Origin of the sequence: Ralstonia sp. SET104 (assembly GCF_003851545.1) — a bacterium.
Taxonomy (GTDB): Bacteria; Pseudomonadota; Gammaproteobacteria; order Burkholderiales; family Burkholderiaceae; genus Ralstonia.
The window spans coordinates 226,763-244,265 of the sequence record NZ_BHVX01000004.1 but is presented as its reverse complement, the minus strand read 5'-3'; the positions used below and the strand labels follow the sequence as shown (position 1 = coordinate 244,265).

The 17,503-nt window shown below is 64.2% G+C and carries 15 protein-coding genes and 1 tRNA gene; 8 read left to right on the top strand and 8 right to left on the bottom strand.

The window, feature by feature from the left end:
* Positions 1 to 44 precede the first annotated feature (44 nt).
* From PSUB009319_RS07585 to PSUB009319_RS07570, 4 genes are read left to right on the top strand one after another with little or no spacing between them, the layout of a single operon-like run.
* Entirely contained in the window at positions 45 to 980 is a 936-nt protein-coding gene (locus PSUB009319_RS07585; RefSeq protein ID WP_124381612.1) for a branched-chain amino acid ABC transporter permease, read from the top strand.
* A gap of 13 nt (positions 981 to 993) precedes the next feature.
* On the top strand, positions 994 to 2,121 hold the full coding sequence (locus PSUB009319_RS07580) for an ABC transporter ATP-binding protein (RefSeq protein WP_124381611.1): 1,128 nt from the start codon (positions 994 to 996) through the stop codon (positions 2,119 to 2,121).
* A 13-nt stretch (positions 2,122 to 2,134) separates the two neighbouring features.
* A complete protein-coding gene (locus PSUB009319_RS07575; RefSeq protein WP_009241299.1) occupies positions 2,135 to 2,911 on the top strand; it encodes an ABC transporter ATP-binding protein in 777 nt (258 codons plus the stop codon).
* Positions 2,912 to 2,927: 16 nt separating this feature from the next.
* On the top strand, positions 2,928 to 3,644 hold the full coding sequence (locus PSUB009319_RS07570) for an ABC transporter ATP-binding protein (protein WP_124381610.1): 717 nt from the start codon (positions 2,928 to 2,930) through the stop codon (positions 3,642 to 3,644).
* 57 nt (positions 3,645 to 3,701) lie between these two features.
* Here the strand turns inward: PSUB009319_RS07570 and PSUB009319_RS07565 are convergent, their stop codons facing one another.
* From PSUB009319_RS07565 to PSUB009319_RS07555, 3 genes are all read right to left on the bottom strand, one after another.
* Positions 3,702 to 4,178, bottom strand: a complete 477-nt coding sequence (locus tag PSUB009319_RS07565; protein ID WP_124381609.1) for a GNAT family N-acetyltransferase — start codon at positions 4,176 to 4,178, stop codon at positions 3,702 to 3,704.
* 80 nt (positions 4,179 to 4,258) lie between these two features.
* Positions 4,259 to 5,446, bottom strand: coding sequence for an acetylornithine transaminase (locus PSUB009319_RS07560; RefSeq protein WP_124381608.1), 1,188 nt, complete (start codon positions 5,444 to 5,446; stop codon positions 4,259 to 4,261).
* Positions 5,447 to 5,723: 277 nt separating this feature from the next.
* Positions 5,724 to 6,776, bottom strand: coding sequence for a CDP-6-deoxy-delta-3,4-glucoseen reductase (locus PSUB009319_RS07555; protein WP_124381607.1), 1,053 nt, complete (start codon positions 6,774 to 6,776; stop codon positions 5,724 to 5,726).
* Between the two features lie 69 nt (positions 6,777 to 6,845).
* On the opposite strand from PSUB009319_RS07555, the gene PSUB009319_RS07550 reads away from it, so the two are divergent.
* Positions 6,846 to 7,847 (top strand): NAD-dependent epimerase/dehydratase family protein, encoded by a 1,002-nt coding sequence (locus PSUB009319_RS07550; protein ID WP_124381686.1) that lies wholly within the window; start codon positions 6,846 to 6,848, stop codon positions 7,845 to 7,847.
* Between the two features lies 1 nt (position 7,848).
* Positions 7,849 to 9,516, top strand: a complete 1,668-nt coding sequence (locus PSUB009319_RS07545) for a diguanylate cyclase (protein WP_124381606.1) — start codon at positions 7,849 to 7,851, stop codon at positions 9,514 to 9,516.
* A gap of 214 nt (positions 9,517 to 9,730) precedes the next feature.
* Here PSUB009319_RS07545 and PSUB009319_RS07540 read toward each other — a convergent pair whose 3' ends face one another.
* Both PSUB009319_RS07540 and PSUB009319_RS07535 read right to left on the bottom strand, forming a co-directional pair.
* A complete protein-coding gene (locus tag PSUB009319_RS07540; protein WP_124381605.1) occupies positions 9,731 to 11,530 on the bottom strand; it encodes a chloride channel protein in 1,800 nt (599 codons plus the stop codon).
* A 4-nt stretch (positions 11,531 to 11,534) separates the two neighbouring features.
* Positions 11,535 to 11,960 (bottom strand): MarR family winged helix-turn-helix transcriptional regulator, encoded by a 426-nt coding sequence (locus tag PSUB009319_RS07535; protein ID WP_124381604.1) that lies wholly within the window; start codon positions 11,958 to 11,960, stop codon positions 11,535 to 11,537.
* Positions 11,961 to 12,211: 251 nt separating this feature from the next.
* Between PSUB009319_RS07535 and PSUB009319_RS07530 the strand changes: the two genes are divergently transcribed.
* Together PSUB009319_RS07530 and dkgB are read left to right on the top strand one after the other, a co-directional pair.
* Positions 12,212 to 13,438 carry an MFS transporter gene (locus PSUB009319_RS07530; RefSeq protein WP_260392904.1) on the top strand — a complete coding sequence of 409 codons (1,227 nt, stop codon included), beginning with the start codon at positions 12,212 to 12,214 and terminating at the stop codon, positions 13,436 to 13,438.
* A gap of 47 nt (positions 13,439 to 13,485) precedes the next feature.
* On the top strand, positions 13,486 to 14,292 hold the full coding sequence (gene dkgB, locus PSUB009319_RS07525; protein WP_124381603.1) for a 2,5-didehydrogluconate reductase DkgB: 807 nt from the start codon (positions 13,486 to 13,488) through the stop codon (positions 14,290 to 14,292).
* A gap of 101 nt (positions 14,293 to 14,393) precedes the next feature.
* On the opposite strand, the gene ilvD is transcribed toward dkgB, so the two are convergent.
* The 3 genes from ilvD to PSUB009319_RS07510 form a co-directional block, all read right to left on the bottom strand.
* The gene (ilvD, locus tag PSUB009319_RS07520) at positions 14,394 to 16,253 is read right to left on the bottom strand and encodes a dihydroxy-acid dehydratase (RefSeq protein WP_124381602.1); all 1,860 of its coding nucleotides are present in this window, start codon (positions 16,251 to 16,253) and stop codon (positions 14,394 to 14,396) included.
* Between the two features lie 204 nt (positions 16,254 to 16,457).
* A tRNA-Leu gene (locus tag PSUB009319_RS07515) sits at positions 16,458 to 16,542 on the bottom strand.
* A 64-nt stretch (positions 16,543 to 16,606) separates the two neighbouring features.
* Complete coding sequence (locus tag PSUB009319_RS07510) at positions 16,607 to 17,491, bottom strand: NAD(P)-dependent oxidoreductase (RefSeq protein WP_124381601.1); 885 nt, start codon at positions 17,489 to 17,491, stop codon at positions 16,607 to 16,609.
* Positions 17,492 to 17,503: the final 12 nt, after the last annotated feature.

Sequence of the window (17,503 nt, the reverse complement as noted above, 5' to 3'; positions counted from 1 at the left end):
TCCCGTCGCCTACAACAAAGCAAGGCATAGCAGGAGCTGTTCTCATGGATATCTTTATCCAGCAGATCGTGAACGGCCTGGTGCTCGGCAGCATTTACGCGCTGATCGCACTTGGTTACACCATGGTCTACGGTATTCTCGGCATCATCAACTTCGCCCACGGCGATGTCCTGATGGTCGGTGCAATGTCTGCGCTGACCGCCATCAACTTCCTCCAGAAGTACTTCCCCAATCTGCCTGACTGGCTCACGCTCGTCTTTGCACTGCTGTTTGCAATGCCGGTTTGTGCCATCGTGGCGTACACCATCGAGCGGGTCGCCTACCGGCCGCTGCGCAATGCGCCGCGTCTGGCGCCGCTGATCACCGCCATCGGCGTGTCGATCGTGCTGCAGACTCTGGCGATGATGATCTGGTCGCGCAACCCGCTGACCTTCCCGCAACTGCTGCCTTCGAACCCGATTGACATCGGCTCCACGGGCGCGACTATCACCGGCAAGGAGATCGTCATCATCGTGGTGGCTATCCTGGTGATGATCGGGCTGATCCTGCTGGTCAACCGCACCAAGCTCGGTCGCGCCATGCGCGCTACCGCCGAGAACCAGCGTGTGGCAGGCCTGATGGGCGTCAACCCGAACTTTGTGATCTCCGCCACGTTCATGATCGGTGCTGCCCTGGCGGCCGTCGCGGGCGTGATGATGGCGACCAACTACGGCAACGCTCACTTCTACATGGGCTTCATCCCCGGTCTGAAGGCGTTCACCGCCGCAGTGCTGGGCGGCATCGGCAACCTGGCGGGTGCCATGGTGGGCGGCATGCTGCTGGGTCTGATCGAAGCACTGGGCGCCGGTTATATCGGTGACCTGACTGGTGGTGTGTTCGGTTCGAACTACCAGGATGTGTTCGCATTCATCGTGCTGATTGGCGTGCTGCTGTTCCGCCCGTCCGGCATCATGGGCGAACGCGTTGCGGACCGCGCATAAGAAGGGGAGCGCCATGACAGAAAATTTCAAAGCGCCGATGAAGACGCGCGCCGCGCTGTACGGCTTCCTGGTCCTTGCGATCTTCGCGCCGTTCATCGTGGGTGCCGCAGGTGGCAACTACTGGGTGCGCGTGCTGGACTTCGCACTGCTGTACATCATGCTGGCTCTGGGCCTGAACATCGTGGTGGGCTTTGCCGGCCTGCTTGACCTGGGCTACATCGCGTTCTACGCGGTGGGTGCCTACATGATGGCGTTGCTGGGTTCGCCACACCTGTCCAACCAGTTTGAATGGATTCACAACCTGTTCCCCAATGGGCTGCACCTCATCGTCTGGTGGGTGATTCCGCTGGGTGCCGGGTTGGCGGCGTTGTTCGGCATTCTGCTGGGCACGCCGGTGCTGAAGCTGCGCGGTGACTACCTCGCCATCGTGACGCTGGGCTTTGGTGAAATCATCCGGATCTTCATGAACAACCTCGACCGCCCGGTGAACATCACCAACGGTCCGAAGGGCATCAACCTGATCGAGCCGGTCAAGATCTTCGGGTTTGACTTCTCGAAGCGCCATGACTTTTTCGGCATCCGCTTCGACTCGGTCTACATGTACTACTACCTGTTCGTGCTCCTGGCTGCGATCATCATCATCGTGTGCCTGCGGCTGCAGAACTCGCGGATCGGTCGTGCATGGGTGGCGCTGCGTGAAGATGAAATCGCTGCCAAGGCGATGGGCATCAACACCCGCAACATCAAGCTGCTGGCGTTTGCGATGGGCGCGTCGTTTGGCGGTGTGTCCGGGGCGATGTTCGCGTCGTTCCAAGGCTTCGTGTCGCCGGAATCCTTTGTGCTGTGGGAGTCGATCTACATCCTGGCGATCGTGGTGCTGGGCGGCATGGGCCATATCCCGGGCGTGATCCTGGGCGGCATCCTGCTGGTGGGTTTCCAGGAATTGCTGCGCGCGCTGGCCGAGCCGGTGCAGAACAAGTTGTTCGGCCATGTGATTGTGGAAGCAGAAGTGCTTCGTCAGTTGCTGTTCGGCCTGGCGATGGTGGGGGTGATGCTGTATCGCCCATCGGGCCTGTGGCCCTCGCCGCGCAAGGAAGACCGTCCGCAGAAGCAGCGGGCTGGTGGACTGTCCCGTATCTGATGGAGGCACGCACATGAGCAATAACAACGTCCTCCTCTCGATCCGAGGAGTGCAGAAGCGTTTCGGCGGCCTGCAAGCGCTGTCCGACGTGAGCCTGGAAATTCGCGAAGGCGAAATCTACGGTTTGATCGGCCCGAACGGCGCCGGCAAGACCACGTTCTTCAACGTCATCACGGGCCTGTACACGCCGGATGCCGGCGAGTTCGTGCTGGGTGGCACGCCCTACCAGCCGACCGCCGTGCACGAAGTGGCCAAGGCCGGCATTGCCCGCACGTTCCAGAACATCCGCCTGTTTGGCGACATGACCGCGGCGGAAAACGTCATGGTCGGCCGTCACGTGCGGACCAAGGCTGGCCTGATCGGCGCAGTGTTCCGCACCAAGGCTGCGCGTGAAGAAGAACAGTCCATCGAAGACTGGGCGCACGACCTGCTGGACTACGTCGGCATCGGCAAGTACGCCAACTACACGGCGCGCAACCTGTCGTACGGCCACCAGCGTCGTCTGGAAATCGCGCGCGCCCTGGCCACGCAGCCCAAGCTGCTGGCCCTGGACGAACCGGCTGCCGGCATGAACGCCACGGAAAAGGTGGAACTGCGTGGCCTGCTCGACAAGATCCGTTCCGACGGCAAGACCATCCTGCTGATCGAACACGACGTGAAGCTGGTGATGGGCCTGTGCAACCGCCTGACCGTGCTCGACTACGGCAAGGTGATCGCACAAGGCCTGCCGCACGAAGTGCAGAGCAACCCGGCCGTGATCGAGGCCTACCTCGGCGCGTCAGCGCACTGACGCAGAGGAACGGAATATGAAACCAGTAATGTTGAAGATCGACAGCCTGAAGGTCGCTTACGGCGGCATCCAGGCAGTCAAGGGCGTGGATCTGGAGATTCGCGAAGGTGAGTTGGTCACGCTGATCGGTGCCAATGGCGCCGGCAAGACGACCACCATGAAGGCCATCACCGGCCTGCAGGGTTGGGCCGCTGGCGACGTGCAGTATCTGGGCAAGTCCATCAAGGGCGTGCCGAGCTACAACCTGCTCAAGCAGGGCCTGGCGATGGTGCCGGAAGGCCGCGGCGTGTTCGCGCGCATGACCATTGTCGAGAACCTGCAGATGGGTGCCTTCACGCGCAACGACGAGGCGCAGATCAAGGCCGACATCGACCGCATGTTCGGCATCTTCCCGCGCCTGAAGGAGCGGGCAAACCAGCTGGCCGGCACGATGTCGGGCGGCGAGCAGCAGATGCTGGCCATGGCGCGCGCGCTGATGAGCCAGCCCAAGCTGTTGCTGCTCGATGAGCCGTCGATGGGTCTCTCGCCGATCATGGTGGAGAAGATCTTCGAGGTGGTGCGTGACATCTCGGCGCAGGGCGTCACCGTGCTGCTCGTTGAGCAGAACGCACGCCTGGCGCTGCAGGCGGCGCACCGCGGCTACGTGATGGACTCCGGTCTCATCACCATGAGCGGCGATGCGAAACAGATGCTGGATGATCCGAAGGTGCGTGCTGCCTACCTGGGCGAATAACCACCGAGCTGTACCATGGAAAAAGCCTCGCAATTGCGAGGCTTTTTCTTTCCCGCGTCAGGTGGGTGGTGCGGCGTAGATGTTCGGCCGGTGCAGTTGCATGAAGCCGATACCCTCGGGCACATCGGTAAAACCGTGCTTGCGGTAGAGCCCGCTGGCATCCGAGGTGACCAGCACCGTGCGGCGCAGTGTCTGCAGCTCCGGGTGTTCACGCATGAACTGCATCAGCGCGTGCGAGACGCCTTTACCGCGCCACTCAGGTAGCACGAACACATCGCACAGATAGGCGAACGTGGCGCGATCGGTGATGACGCGCGCGAAGCCGGTGAGGTCGCCGTGCGCGCCATCGTTATTCCGCTGATAGGCCGCCAAGCACAGCGAATGCGTGATCGATCGGTCGAACACGTCACGCGGCAGGCCACGTGCCCAATACGTTTCTTGCGAGAGAAAGCGATAGATCTGGTCCAGCGGGAGCCACGCGGGATCATCGGACAAAACGATCCCCGTGGCCGGAACTGCAAGCGTTACGGCCATGGCAAACCTCGGAATCGGAAACAGCGGTGGCGCGGGGAAGGGCGACGCATTGCGCGCCGCCCTGGATGCAGCGTTGAAACTTAAACGTGCGCCTTGAGCAAGGTGCGCAGCATGCCGATCATCGTGTCGATTTCTTCGGTGGTCACGTTCAGCGCGGGCATGAAGCGCAGGATGTTCGGGCGCGGGGCGTTCAGCAGCAGGCCCGTCGGGTTCATCTCGCGTGCGGCTTCGACCAGTTGGCCGCCGATGTCCTTGCCGAGCAGCAGCGCGCGCAGCAGACCGTTGCCGCGCTCGCCGGCCAGGCCGAACTCTTCGGTCAGCTTGAGCAGTTGCGCGCGCAGGTAAGCGCCGCGTTCCTGCACGCCGGCCAGGAAGCCTGGTGCCAGCAGTTGCTCGATCACCGAGCAGCCGACGGCCGTCATCAGCGGGTTGCCGTTGTAGGTGCCGCCTTGGTCGCCGGCCTCAAAGCTCGCAACTTCATCCGTGCACAGCAGGGCCGACAGCGGCACACCACCACCGATGCCCTTGCCCAGCGTCATGATGTCCGGCTCGATGTTCGAGAGCTGGTAGGCGAACAGCGTGCCGCAACGCCCGCACCCGGCCTGCACTTCATCCACGATCAACAGGATCTTGTGCTTCTTCGTCAGCGCGCGCAGTTGCTGCATGAATTCCGGTGTGGCGGGCAGCACGCCGCCTTCGCCCTGCACCGGCTCCAGCATCACGCCGACGGTCTCGTCGGTGATCAGCGCTTCCACCGAGGCGATATCGTTCAGCATGGCCTTCGGAAAGCCCGGCACTTGCGGCGCGAAGATGGTGTCCCAGCCGGCCTTGCCCGACGCGCTCATGGTGGCGAGCGTGCGGCCGTGGAAGCTGTGGTCGAAGGTGATGATCTGGAAGGCGCCGTTCTTATGCTTCTTGCCCCACTTGCGGGCGAGTTTGATGGCGCCTTCGTTGGCCTCGGCGCCGCTGTTGGCGAAGAACACCTTGTCGAAACAGCTATGCGCGGTCAGCAGGCCGGCCAGCTTGGCCATCGGCTCGTTGTAGAAGGCCGGGCTCGGGTTGATCAGCTTCCTGGCTTGCGTGTTGAGCGCTTCGATCATGCCGTCGTTGGAGTGGCCGAGGCAGTTGACGGCCCAGCCCTGCACGAAATCCAGGCATCGCTTGCCGTTATGGTCCGTCAGCCACGAGCCCTTCCCTTCGGTGAAGACGATCTCGGGCCGGTTGGTGATGTACATCAGGGACTGGACGGGGTAGTCAGCAAACGCCATGGCAAAGCTCCAGAAAAAGGCGGCAGAAAGATGAAAAAGCGGAAAAACGTGAGTTGGAAAAAGACAAAGGCCACGGGGATCGCCCCGTGGCCTTGTGATCGTCGAATTCTGTGAACCCGATATGCAATCAGCAGACAGCCGCGCGGCTTCCCGGAGGGAGCAACGTACGGCGGCGTCGGAGGTGCAGGGCTTGGTTCATAAGGCGCAAGAATAAGACGGATGCCAAGTCAAGTCAAAACGAAATTTTGACGTGCTTTGGATTTGTGCAACGTCAGCCTCAGCCAGCGGCGGGGTGCAGGTCCGCCTCAGAGGTGAAGGAATCGGCGAAGAACGCATCCGGGTGCATCTTGCACTGGGCGGCGAAGTCGGCGCGGGCTGAGTTGATCACCACCGGCGCGCCGCAAGCGTAGACCTCGTGGTTCGACAAATCGGGGTGGTCGGCGATGACCGCCTGGTGGACGAAGCCGGTGCGACCGCTCCAGGCGTCTTCGGGCAGGGCGTTGGAGACGACCGGCACGTACGTGAAGCCAGGCAGGGTGCGGGCCCATTCTTCGGCCTTGGCGTGCATGTACAGGTCTTGCGGGCGGCGGCCGCCCCAGTACAGCGTCATCGGGCGCTTGCTGCCGATGAACTGCGCATGCTCGACAATCGCCTTGATGGGCGCGAAACCGGTGCCGGAAGCCAGCAGGATGATCGGTTTGTCGGATTCTTCACGCAGGAAGAAGCTGCCCAGCGGCCCCTCAAAGCGCAGGATGTCGCGCTCTTTCATGGCCGGTGCACCGTCCTTGGCGCCGAACACATAATCGGTAAATGCGCCGCCCGGCATGTGGCGGATGTGCAGCTCGATCGGACCGTCTTCGTGCGGCGGGTTGGCGATCGAGTAGCTGCGGCGCTTGCCGTCGCGCAGGAGGAATTCCACGTACTGCCCGGCCAAAAATTGCATACGCTCGGTGGCAGGCAGTTGCAGCTTGACGATGGTGACGTCCGGCGCGGCCCTTTCCAGCGACGCGACGCGGCACGGGATCTTCTTGATGGGCACGTCGCCGGCGCCATGCACTTCGCGCACTTCGATGGTGACATCGGTGGCAGGGGTGGCGCAGCAGAACAGGGCGCGGCCCTCTGTGGCCTCCTGTGCGGAGAGCGCGTTGGGCGAATGGTTGCCCTGAACGATGGAGCCCTCGCGCACGTGGCCCTTGCACGAACCACATGCGCCGTTCTTGCAGCCATATGGCAAGCCGATGCCTTGGCGCAGCGCCGCTGCAAGGATGGTCTCGCCGTCTTCGGCCTGGAACTGGCGGCCGCTGGGCAGCACGTTGATCTGGTAAGCCATACTACAATTCCGAATATGTTGAAAAGAGTGTCTGGTCGCCCGTCTGGGCATGTTATGGCAGCACGTCCGATGGTGAATCAATCAGTCGCTCGGCCATCCAAATCCGCACCACGCCTTGGGCTCCCACGCGTGCTGATCGTCGGCTGCGGCGATGTCGGGCAACGCTGCCTGACGATGCTGCGCACGCGTTTTCGCGTCTTTGCCGTCACCTCACGCGAGGCTGGCCGCGCAGCGTTGCGCGAAGCCGGTGCCGTGCCGATTGTCGCCAATCTGGACGATGCCGCGTCGCTGCGCCGCCTGCGGGGCTTAAGCTCTCGCGTGCTGCATCTGGCGCCGCCGCCTGCTGCCGGCAACGATGATCCGCGTACCGCCGCGCTGCTGCACACGCTGGCGCAACCGGCGCCAAGACTTCGAGCCACAAAACGTCGCATTTTACCCGAGCGGGCGCGCAGGTCTGGTGGTCTCACGGGCCGCTTGAAAACCCGCCTCCAAGCGCGCGCGTTTGTGTACGCCAGCACCAGTGGTGTGTATGGCGATGCGGGCGGCGCCTGGGTCGACGAATCCCGCCCGGTCAAGCCCACGACGGCGCGTGCCCAGCGCCGTGTCGCCGCCGAGCGCCGCGTGCGCTGGTTCGGCGCGGGCGGCGGCTGGCGCACGTCGATCCTGCGTATTCCCGGCATCTATGCGGCTGACCGGCTGCCCATCGCCCGGCTGGAGCGCGGCACGCCCGCCTTGCGCGCCGAGGATGACGTCTATACCAACCACATTCACGCTGACGATCTGGCGCGGGCCGTTATTGCCGCGCTGTTCCGGGGGAAATCGCAGCGCATCGTGCATGCAAGCGATGCGTCGGAACTGCGCATGGGCGACTACTTCGATGCCGTGGCCGACGCACGCGGCTTGCAGCGGCCGCCGCGCATTTCACGGGCTGAAGCCACTCAGCGGATCGAGCCGACGTTGCTGTCGTTCATGAGCGAATCGCGCCGGCTGCGCAACACGCGGCTGATGCGCGAGTTGCGCGTGGCGCTGCGCTACCCAACGGTGGCGGATTTCCTGGCCAGCGAGGCTTGACGTGAACGCGCCTGCCCCGGCACCCGCACCGTCGCCACACGGCGCCCGGCTGCGCGCTGCGCCGCTGGTGATTTGGTTGTCGGCGGTGGTGGTGGGCGTGGGGGTCTCCTGGTTTGTCGCTTGCTTTGTGGCCGATACGATTGGCGCGCGCGATATGCAGCAGATGGTCGATGCGCGGCGCCAACTGGCCGCGCAGGTCGCGGAGGGTATGTCGAACCAGATTACGGCTGACGTGGCATTGCTGCGCGCGCTTCCGCAAACGCTCGCCCAGATCGACGCCATCCCGCGCGCCGTGGAGCGCGTCGACACCCGGCGCTGGAACCTGATGGATGAGGGCTCGCGCGCGGAAGAGGCGCTATCGCATCCGGAGGTGGTCGACGTCAACGCGTTCCTGAGCGCGACTGCCGGCAACCTTGGGCTGGACTACTTGTGGGTGGTCAACCAGGGCAACTACGTGGTGCTGGCCAACAACGCGGGCCACCCCGACTCGTTTCTGGGCGTGCAGGCGAGCATGCAGCCGTACATGAAGGAAGCGATGCTGGGCGGCCTGGGCGAGCAGTTCACCGTGGGCAGGGTGACGGGCGTGCCGGGTCTGTTCTTCGCCGCACCGGTGTATGACGCGGGCGGTTACCTCGTCGCGGCGATGGGCACCAAGGTGAGCTTGGCGCGCCTGCAGCACTGGGTGTCGCATCCGACATCGCTGGTGACGGATCCCAACGGCCTGATCATCCTGTCGACCGATGCGTCGCTGGTGGGCAAGATCCTCCCGGATGCGCGGCTGCAGCACATGAGAGCCAGCGATCGATATAACGCCTACCGGCGCGTCGACTTCGATACGTGGCCATACCGGCCCACCGCCCAGGCCCACCGCGACGTGCCCCGCTGGGTGCCGGTCGAGGTGCGCGACGCGCTGGCCTGGCGCGAGGGCAGTGCGATGCCGTCGCTCACGGTGTCACGCAATGCCAGCGCGGATCTCACCGTCGTCGTGGCAGAACCGCTGCCTGCGTGGGGCCAGCAGATCGCCAGCCACGCGCGCAACCGCACGATCGGCTTTGTGCTGTTCGTGAGCGTACTGGTGACGTTTGTGCTGGTGGCGTGGTCTTTGGTGCGCGAGCGGCAGCATCACCGCGTGACGCGTCATCTGAACCAGCGGTTGCAGCGTACCAACAGCACACTCGCCAACGAGGCGCATTTCGACCATCTGACGGGCGTGCTGACACGCCGTCGCTTCCTGGCGCTGTTCGACACAGTGCTCGCGCGCGCCCACAACCGCGCAGAACCGCTTGTGCTGGTGCTCGCTGATCTGGATCACTTCAAACGCATCAACGACACATGGGGCCACGCCGTGGGCGACATGGCGCTGCAGCGCTTTGCCTCGCTGGCCACTGGGGTGCTGCGCAGCAGTGATCTGGTCGGGCGCCTGGGCGGCGAGGAATTTGCCGTGGTGATGGGCCGCACCACGCTGCAGGCCGCCACTGAGGTGGCTGAACGCCTGCGTGTGGCGGTGGCCGAAACGGATGAAACCTTCCCGACCGGGCTGTCGATGACTGTCAGCATGGGCATGACGGTCTGCCGGCCGGGCGATACCGCGTTAGAGATGCTCAAGCGCGCAGACCTTGCGCTGTACAGTGCCAAGGAAAGCGGCCGCAATCGGCATGTGGCAGGTTAATGCGGCATAACGCAACATTGCAGACGTCTGCCTGTGCCCGATCGACGCGCTAGATCGTGTGCGTCGATCGTGCTTTTCGATATCGAGCGGGGCGACGCTCAAGGCGGATGCGGTAGCGAAGTCGCTGCCGCAGTATGGGATTGCGGCGGGGAACGAGCCCGACCGCGCGAAGCACGGCCGCGCCGAGCCCGTCGTGCAATCAGCGGGCAGCGCCTTAGCGTGCTACCCGGCCTGCGCGCCGGCGGCGCAGTTCAAGCTGCGTGCGTGTGCCTGACAGCGGCACGCGACGAAAGCGCTCACGGCGCTGTTCTTCGTCGAAGAACGCCAGCGACGGCTTGACCAGGTCGCTGCGCGAGACGATGCCCACCAGCGTGCGCGATTGCGAATCGACCACCACCGGCAGTCGCTCCAGCCCATGCACCGCCAGGCGCGTGGCGACAATGCGGCAGGTCTCGCCGGGCAGTGCCATCACCGGGGCGTTTGCACCGAACAGTTCGGCAACGGTGATAGCGCCACGCTTCTGGCCTGCTACCAGCGCATCACGATCGAGCATGCCGATCAGCGTGCCGCTTTGCACCACCGGAAACGCGCGGTGCGCCTGCTTGGCGCCGAAGCGGTTGGCGAGCGTGTCAGCCAGCGTGGCCTGTGCGTCAATGGTTTGCACCGTGCGCGTCATGACCTCATCCACAGCGTGGCGCTCAAGCGGGTCGACAGCGTATTCGCGGTAGATGTGGAAGCCGCGGCGCGCGATCTTCTCGGTCATGATCGAGCGCGGCATCGTCAGCACGACAAAGCCATAGGACACTGCCACCGCCAGCAGGATCGGCAGCAGCGCGTTCACATCGTGCGTGAGCCCAAAGGCGAAGATGATGGCGGTGAGCGGGGCGCCCAGCACGCCGGCCAGCATGGCAGCCATGCACACCAGCGGCCACAGGCCCGGATCACCACCGGGCAGCACGGGCCCGATCAGCACACCCAGGCCAGCGCCCATCATCAGCAGCGGGGCGAGCACCCCGCCCGACGTGCCCGAGCCCAGCGCGATCACCCAGATGATCGCCTTGACCACCAGCAGCGCGAGCGCTACCTGGATAGCCAGATGGTTGTGCAGCAAATCGCCGATGACGTCGTAGCCTACGCCCAGCGCACGCGGCTCGAAATAGCCGCCAATGCCAACAACCAGACCGCCGATGGCCGGCCACCACATCCAGTGGATCGGCAGGCGGCCGAACAGGTCTTCGGTCTTGTACAGCGCCATCGACAGCGAGCGCGCCAGCGCGCCGCACAGCAGCCCGGCGACCACGCAAGAACCCAGCGCAGGCAGCGTCGCCGGCGCGGTTTCCAGTGGGAACAGGGGGCCGGCGTCCAGCACCAGCACGCGCAGAAAACCCGCCACCGCGCACGCCACCGCCACCGGCAGCATGCTGCGCGGGCGCCATTCGAACAGCAGCAGTTCCACCGCCAGCAGCAACGCGGCCACCGGCGTGCCGAACACGGCCGTCATGCCGGCTGTGGCACCGGCCACCAGCAGCGTCTTGCGCTCGGCCGCCGTCAGCTTGAAGAACTGCGCGAACAGCGAGCCGATCGCGCCGCCGGTCATGATGATCGGGCCTTCCGCACCAAACGGGCCGCCGCTGCCGATCACGATGCCCGACGACAGCGGCTTGAGCACGGCCACCTTGGGCGACATCTTGCTCTTGCCGAACAGGATGGCTTCGATGGCCTCGGGAATGCCGTGGCCGCGGATCTTCTCCGAGCCGAAGCGCGCCATCAGCCCGACGATCAACCCGCCGATGAGCGGTACCGCAATCACCCAGACGCCGAGCGTGTTGGTGGCCGGGGAGCGGTCCGCCAGCGACAGGGTCTGGAAGAAAAACAGGTTGGTGAAGAAGCGGATCAGTTGGAGCAGCACCACTGCCGCGAGCGTGGCAAACGCGGCAATGACGACCGCCAGCGCAGTGGTGCGGAACAACGTGGTGTCGGTCGCAAAGTCGCGCCGATGTTCAAGGGTTTGCATGACGTTACTGCTGGACGGGTTGTTCTAGGTGGGGAATCTTGAAAGCGCGGCTGAAGGCCGACAGCTCACTCTGGTGCAGCCCGGCCAGCAGTGCGACGAGGTGGTCGCCCTTTCTGGAGAGATGGACTTCCACTTGGCGCGCGTCGGTATCGCTCTGGCGGCGTTCGACCAGACCCGCTTCTTCGCAGCGCGTGATGAGCGCTGCCGTGCCGTGCGGCGCGGCCTGCAGGCGCTCGGCCAACTCACCCACGGTGGCCCATTCGCGCCCGGCATAGCCTTTGACGTGCAGCAGCAACTGATACTGCAGCGGCGTGATGCCCTTCGAGTGGATCAGGTCTTCAGAGGCGCGCAGGAAGCGACGCAGGTGGTAACGGAAATCGGAGAGGCTCTCGAAATCCTGCTTGGACAAAGGTCGTGCGGGGGTAGACATGGCGAAATCAAACGGTTCGGCGCGGAATATATCACGTCATGACATATTTTGAAATGCCGCGCCGTAGCGGGATTGCCAACCTGGAGTGCATTCTGATCGATATGGATTGTTGATTGACAATCAAGACTGTTTCGTCGGCAGACGGGTTTTTCTGCAAAGGTAAGGCAAGCACACTGCGCTGCACGAAAGGTTTGCGGAACCCGAGGCAGACGTCCTGCCCGCTTTCCACACCCCGCACTGGAGCCCGCCCCATGACCCCCACAACCGTTTCCACCGAGCCGCCACGCGGCACCACACTCGGCACCACACGCAGCAGTGCCACGCTGCCGCTGCTCGCACTTGCCGCAGGCGCCTTTGGCATCGGCACCACCGAGTTTTCGCCAATGGGCCTGTTGCCCGTGATCGCCGAGGGCGTGCATGTGTCGATTCCGCAGGCCGGCATGTTGATCAGCGCTTACGCCATCGGCGTGATGGTCGGCGCACCGGTGATGACGCTGCTGCTCGCGCGCTGGCCGCGCCGCAAGGCGCTGATTGCGCTGATGAGCATCTTCACCATTGGCAACCTCCTGTCGGCGATCGCACCGGATTACACGACGCTGCTGCTCGCGCGGCTTGTCACCAGCCTCAACCATGGCGCGTTCTTCGGGCTCGGTTCAGTGGTGGCCGCCAGCCTTGTGCCGCGCGAGAGGCAGGCAAGTGCGGTGGCAACGATGTTCCTGGGGCTGACGATCGCCAACGTGGGCGGCGTGCCCGCCGCAACGTGGCTTGGGCAGATGATCGGCTGGCGGATGTCATTTGCCGCCACGGCAAGCCTGGGCGTGATCGCCATCGCGGGCCTGTTCGCCGCGTTGCCAAAAGGCGAGGCCGGCAAGATGCCCAACCTGCGTGCTGAACTGGCCGTGCTGATGCGCCCCGTTGTGTTGGGTGCGCTCGCTACCACGGTGCTTGGCGCTGGCGCCATGTTCACGCTCTACACATACGTGGCACCGACGCTTGCGCAGCTCACCGGCGCCAGCCCCGCGTTCGTGACCGCCATGCTGGTGCTGATTGGCGTCGGGTTTTCGATCGGCAACATCGCGGGTGGCCGCCTGGCGGATCGCTCGCTCGACGGCAGCCTGATCGGCTTCCTGCTGGTGTTGATCGTGACGATGCTCGCGTTCCCGATGCTCGCCAAAACGCATGCGGGTGCGGCGGCCGCGTTGCTGGTGTGGGGCCTCGCCACCTTCGCTGTCGTGCCGCCGCTGCAGATGCGCGTGATGCGCGCTGCGGCCGAGGCGCCGGGGCTGGCATCGTCGATCAACGTGGGTGCGTTCAATCTCGGTAACGCGCTGGGCGCAGCAGCAGGCGGGGCCGCTATCTCTGCGGGCTTTGGCTACGCAGCGGTGCCGATCGTCGGTGCAGTGATTGCTGCGGCGGGCCTTGCGCTGGTGGGCCTGCACGTCTTGCAGCGCCGGACCCGCCTGGCCATGAACCCCTGATTCGATTCCATCCATTCCATCCTTGAGTTGTTTTCATGGAGCGCAAAATGAACAAGATTCCCGCTTTCGGCCTTGGTACGTTTCGTCTGAAGGGCCAGGTTGTCATCGATTCGATTCGCAACGGCCTGGATCTCGGCTATCGCGCCATCGACACCGCGCAGATCTATGGCAATGAAGCTGATGTGGGCGAGGCGACTGCCGACTCGGGCGTCCGCCGCGAAGACCTGTTCCTGACCACCAAAATCTGGGTCGACAACTACGCGAAGGACAAGCTTGTGCCGAGTCTCGAAGACAGCCTTGTCAAGCTGCGCACAGGCTACGTCGATCTCACGCTGATCCACTGGCCCGCGCCCAACAGCGGCGTGCCGCTGGAGACATTCATGACCGCGCTGGCCGATGCCAAGGCCCAGGGCCTGACGCGGCAGATCGGCATCTCGAACTTCAATATCGCGCTGACACGGCAAGCCATTGCGGCGGTAGGCAAAGAGGCGATCGCTACCAACCAGATCGAGCTGAGCCCGTATTTGCAGAACCGCAAGCTGGTGGAATTTCTGCAGCGCGAAGGCATTCACGTCACGTCGTATATGACGCTGGCGTACGGCAAGGTGCTGGGCGATCCGGTGATCGGCGCGATTGCGCAGCGGCATCAGGCGACGCCCGCGCAGGTCGTGCTGGCCTGGGCGATGCAGCTAGGCTATTCGGTGATCCCGTCGTCGACAAAGCGGGAAAATCTTGCCAGCAATCTGCGCGCGCAAACGCTGCATCTGACAGACGACGATATGGCGCAGATTGCCGCGCTTGAGCGAAACGGCCGCGAGGTTTCGCCAGATGGGCTTGCCGCGCAGTGGGACTGAGCGTCGCACTGTCGATGCAATAGAGAAGGTAAATCCACCCAAAAAAAAGCCGCTCGGGAGAGCGGCTTCAGCAGCAATAAGGCACAGGGCCCACTGCGGTGTCAGTCGTCCAGTTGTGACAGGTCGCGCACGGCGCCTTTGTCTGCTGACATGACCAGCTTGGCGTACGCCTTGAGCGCGGCCGACACCTTGCGCGGACGCGCCTTCATGGGCTTCCAGCCGAGGGCGTTCTGCTCTTCGCGGCGGCGCGCGAGTTCTTCATCCGACACCAGCACGTTGATCGTGCGGTTGGGGATGTCGATGCGGATCTTGTCGCCATTGCGCACCAAGCCAATCGCGCCGCCCGCTGCCGCTTCCGGCGAGCAGTGGCCGATCGACAGGCCCGATGTGCCGCCAGAGAAGCGGCCGTCCGTCAGCAGCGCGCAAGCCTTGCCCAGCCCCTTGGACTTGATGTAGCTCGTCGGGTAGAGCATTTCCTGCATGCCGGGGCCACCCTTCGGGCCTTCGTAGCGCACGACCACCACGTCGCCGGCCTTGACCTTGTCGGCAAGGATGTTTTCGACCGCTTCGTCCTGCGATTCGGTGACGTGGGCCGTGCCTTCGAACACGAGGATGCTTTCGTCAACACCAGCCGTCTTCACCACGCAGCCGTCAAGCGCGATATTGCCGCGCAGCACCGCCAGGCCGCCTTCCTTTGAGAAGGCATGCTCGTTCGAGCGGATGCAGCCCCCGGCGCGGTCCAGGTCCAGGCTCGGCCAGCGCGTGTTCTGGCTGAATGCCACCTGCGTGGGGATGCCAGCCGGACCGGCGCGGTAGAACGTCTGCACGGCTTCATCCGAGGTGCGGACGATGTCCCATTGGTCCAGCGCATCCTTCAGCGTGGGCGCGTGCACGGTCGGCGCGTCGGTGTGCAACTTCCCGGCGCGATCCAGCTCGCCCAGGATGGCCATGATGCCGCCGGCGCGGTGCACGTCTTCGATGTGGTACTTGTTCGTGTTGGGCGCGACCTTGCACAGTTGCGGCACGACACGCGAGAGGCGGTCGATGTCGCTCATCGTGAAGTCGATCCCGGCTTCCTGCGCAATCGCCAGCAGGTGGAGAATCGTGTTGGTCGAGCCACCCATGGCGATGTCGAGCGTCATCGCGTTTTCGAACGCCTTGAAGCCGACCGAGCGCGGCAGCACGCGCTCGTCTTCCTGCTCGTAGTACTGGCGGGCCAGCTCAACGATGCGTTGGCCGGCGCGCTTGAAGAGCTGCTCGCGGTCTGCGTGCGTGGCAACCACCGTGCCGTTGCCCGGCAGCGAGAGGCCCAGTGCTTCGGTCAGGCAGTTCATCGAGTTGGCCGTGAACATGCCCGAGCACGAACCGCAGGTCGGGCAGGCCGAGCGCTCAACTTCGGCCACTTCCTCGTCGGAATACTTGCTATCGGCCGCGATCACCATCGCGTCGATCAGGTCGAGCTTCTTGATCTCGATCGCCTTGGTGACCGGGTTGGCCAGGCGCGTCTTGCCGGCTTCCATCGGGCCACCCGAGACAAAGATCACCGGAATGTTCAGGCGCATCGCGGCCATCAGCATGCCCGGGGTGATCTTGTCGCAGTTGGAGATGCACACCATGGCATCGGCGCAGTGCGCGTTGACCATGTATTCCACCGAATCGGCAATGATGTCGCGGCTCGGCAGCGAATACAGCATGCCGTCGTGGCCCATTGCGATGCCGTCATCCACGGCGATGGTGTTGAATTCCTTGGCTACACCGCCCGCGGCTTCGATCTCACGCGCGACGAGCTGGCCCAGATCCTTCAGGTGCACGTGGCCGGGCACGAACTGGGTGAACGAGTTGACCACCGCGATGATCGGCTTCTGGAAGTCTTCATCTTTCATGCCGGTGGCGCGCCACAGCGAGCGCGCACCTGCCATGTTGCGGCCGGCGGTGGAGGTCTTGGAACGGTATGTGGGCATTGTGGGAGTGCTGAAGAAGGTTCGAAACTGTACGGGCCACGCGGATAAAGGCCCTCGCGCGCCCGTGCGACCAACCTCTTGAGCCGTGCCCGGGGCAGAACGCACATTATCCCACGCCGCGTGAGGCGCGTTGCCCAGCACGCTGGGATTGCCGAGCGCCCAATGAAAAAGCCGCTTCCGAATGAACAGAAGCGGCTTGGAATTTGGTGCCCGAGGCCGGAATCGAACCGGCACGCCTTGCGGCGGGGGATTTTGAGTCCCCTGCGTCTACCAATTTCACCACTCGGGCAGGTGCAATGAGCCAGCAATTATGCCAGAAGTCAGGCGTGCCTAACAAGGCGGGTCAGGTGAACCTAATTTGCCGTGCGCTCGTTCTGCAGCTCCAGCACGCGCAGCAGCGACGCCGTATCGTCATATCCCCAGCCGTTGGCAACCAGCGTATTGAGCTGCGCGGCCACCAGTTCCATCGCCGGCATCTGCAGGCCGAGTTCCTGGGCGATTTCACGCACAAGGCCGAAATCCTTGTCGTGCAGGCGCGCTTCGATACCGGCGGCAAAGTTGCGCTCGGCCATCTTCGGCCCTTCCAGGTCGAGCATGCGGCTGCCGGCAAAACCAGGGCCGATGGCGGCCAGCACACGCGAGGGGTCGGTGCCCTGAGCGCGTGCAAACAGCATGGCCTCGGCAATACCCTGAATGTTGATGACCTGCACGACCTGGTTGCACGCCTTGGCCACCTGGCCCGCACCATGGCCGCCGACATGCGTGATGGTGGTGCCCAGCAGTTGCAGAAGCGGGCGCACGCGCTCAAGCACGTCGGCCTTGCCGCCCACCATGATCGACAGCGTGGCCTTCTGCGCGCCCATGGTGCCGCCGGAGACGGGCGCATCCAGAAACTCCAGGCCCGCCGTTTCCAGCTCGGCCGCAATACGGCGCGTAGCCATGGCGGAGATCGTGCTGTGGTCAATGCACACTGCACCGCGGGGAGCACCGTGGACAACGCCATCCGGCCCCAGCAGCACGCCTTCCACATCGGCGGTGGAGGTGACGTTGGTGAAGATGACCTCGGCGTCGCGCGCGGCTTCGGCGGGTGTGTTGACGGGCTCGGCGCCGATGGCGCGGGCGTTGTCGGCCGCTTCAGGGCGGCGTACATAGGCGCGCACGGTGTGGCCGGCTGCAATCAGATGCTGGACCATGGGCGTGCCCATGTTGCCGAGGCCGATGAAGGCGATGCGTGTCATGGCAAATCTCTG

Excerpts from the sequence above, each read along its gene's own strand:
- PSUB009319_RS07585 (WP_124381612.1), top strand. The coding sequence starts at position 45 with ATGGATATCTTTATCCAGCAGATCGTGAACGGCCTGGTGCTCGGCAGC.
- PSUB009319_RS07580 (WP_124381611.1), top strand. The coding sequence starts at position 994 with ATGACAGAAAATTTCAAAGCGCCGATGAAGACGCGCGCCGCGCTGTAC.
- PSUB009319_RS07575 (WP_009241299.1), top strand. The coding sequence starts at position 2,135 with ATGAGCAATAACAACGTCCTCCTCTCGATCCGAGGAGTGCAGAAGCGT.
- PSUB009319_RS07570 (WP_124381610.1), top strand. The coding sequence starts at position 2,928 with ATGAAACCAGTAATGTTGAAGATCGACAGCCTGAAGGTCGCTTACGGC.
- PSUB009319_RS07565 (WP_124381609.1), bottom strand. The coding sequence starts at position 4,178 with ATGGCCGTAACGCTTGCAGTTCCGGCCACGGGGATCGTTTTGTCCGAT.
- PSUB009319_RS07560 (WP_124381608.1), bottom strand. The coding sequence starts at position 5,446 with ATGGCGTTTGCTGACTACCCCGTCCAGTCCCTGATGTACATCACCAAC.
- PSUB009319_RS07555 (WP_124381607.1), bottom strand. The coding sequence starts at position 6,776 with ATGGCTTACCAGATCAACGTGCTGCCCAGCGGCCGCCAGTTCCAGGCC.
- PSUB009319_RS07550 (WP_124381686.1), top strand. The coding sequence starts at position 6,846 with ATGGTGAATCAATCAGTCGCTCGGCCATCCAAATCCGCACCACGCCTT.
- PSUB009319_RS07540 (WP_124381605.1), bottom strand. The coding sequence starts at position 11,530 with ATGCAAACCCTTGAACATCGGCGCGACTTTGCGACCGACACCACGTTG.
- PSUB009319_RS07535 (WP_124381604.1), bottom strand. The coding sequence starts at position 11,960 with ATGTCTACCCCCGCACGACCTTTGTCCAAGCAGGATTTCGAGAGCCTC.
- PSUB009319_RS07530 (WP_260392904.1), top strand. The coding sequence starts at position 12,212 with ATGACCCCCACAACCGTTTCCACCGAGCCGCCACGCGGCACCACACTC.
- dkgB (WP_124381603.1), top strand. The coding sequence starts at position 13,486 with ATGAACAAGATTCCCGCTTTCGGCCTTGGTACGTTTCGTCTGAAGGGC.
- ilvD (WP_124381602.1), bottom strand. The coding sequence starts at position 16,253 with ATGCCCACATACCGTTCCAAGACCTCCACCGCCGGCCGCAACATGGCA.
- PSUB009319_RS07510 (WP_124381601.1), bottom strand. The coding sequence starts at position 17,491 with ATGACACGCATCGCCTTCATCGGCCTCGGCAACATGGGCACGCCCATG.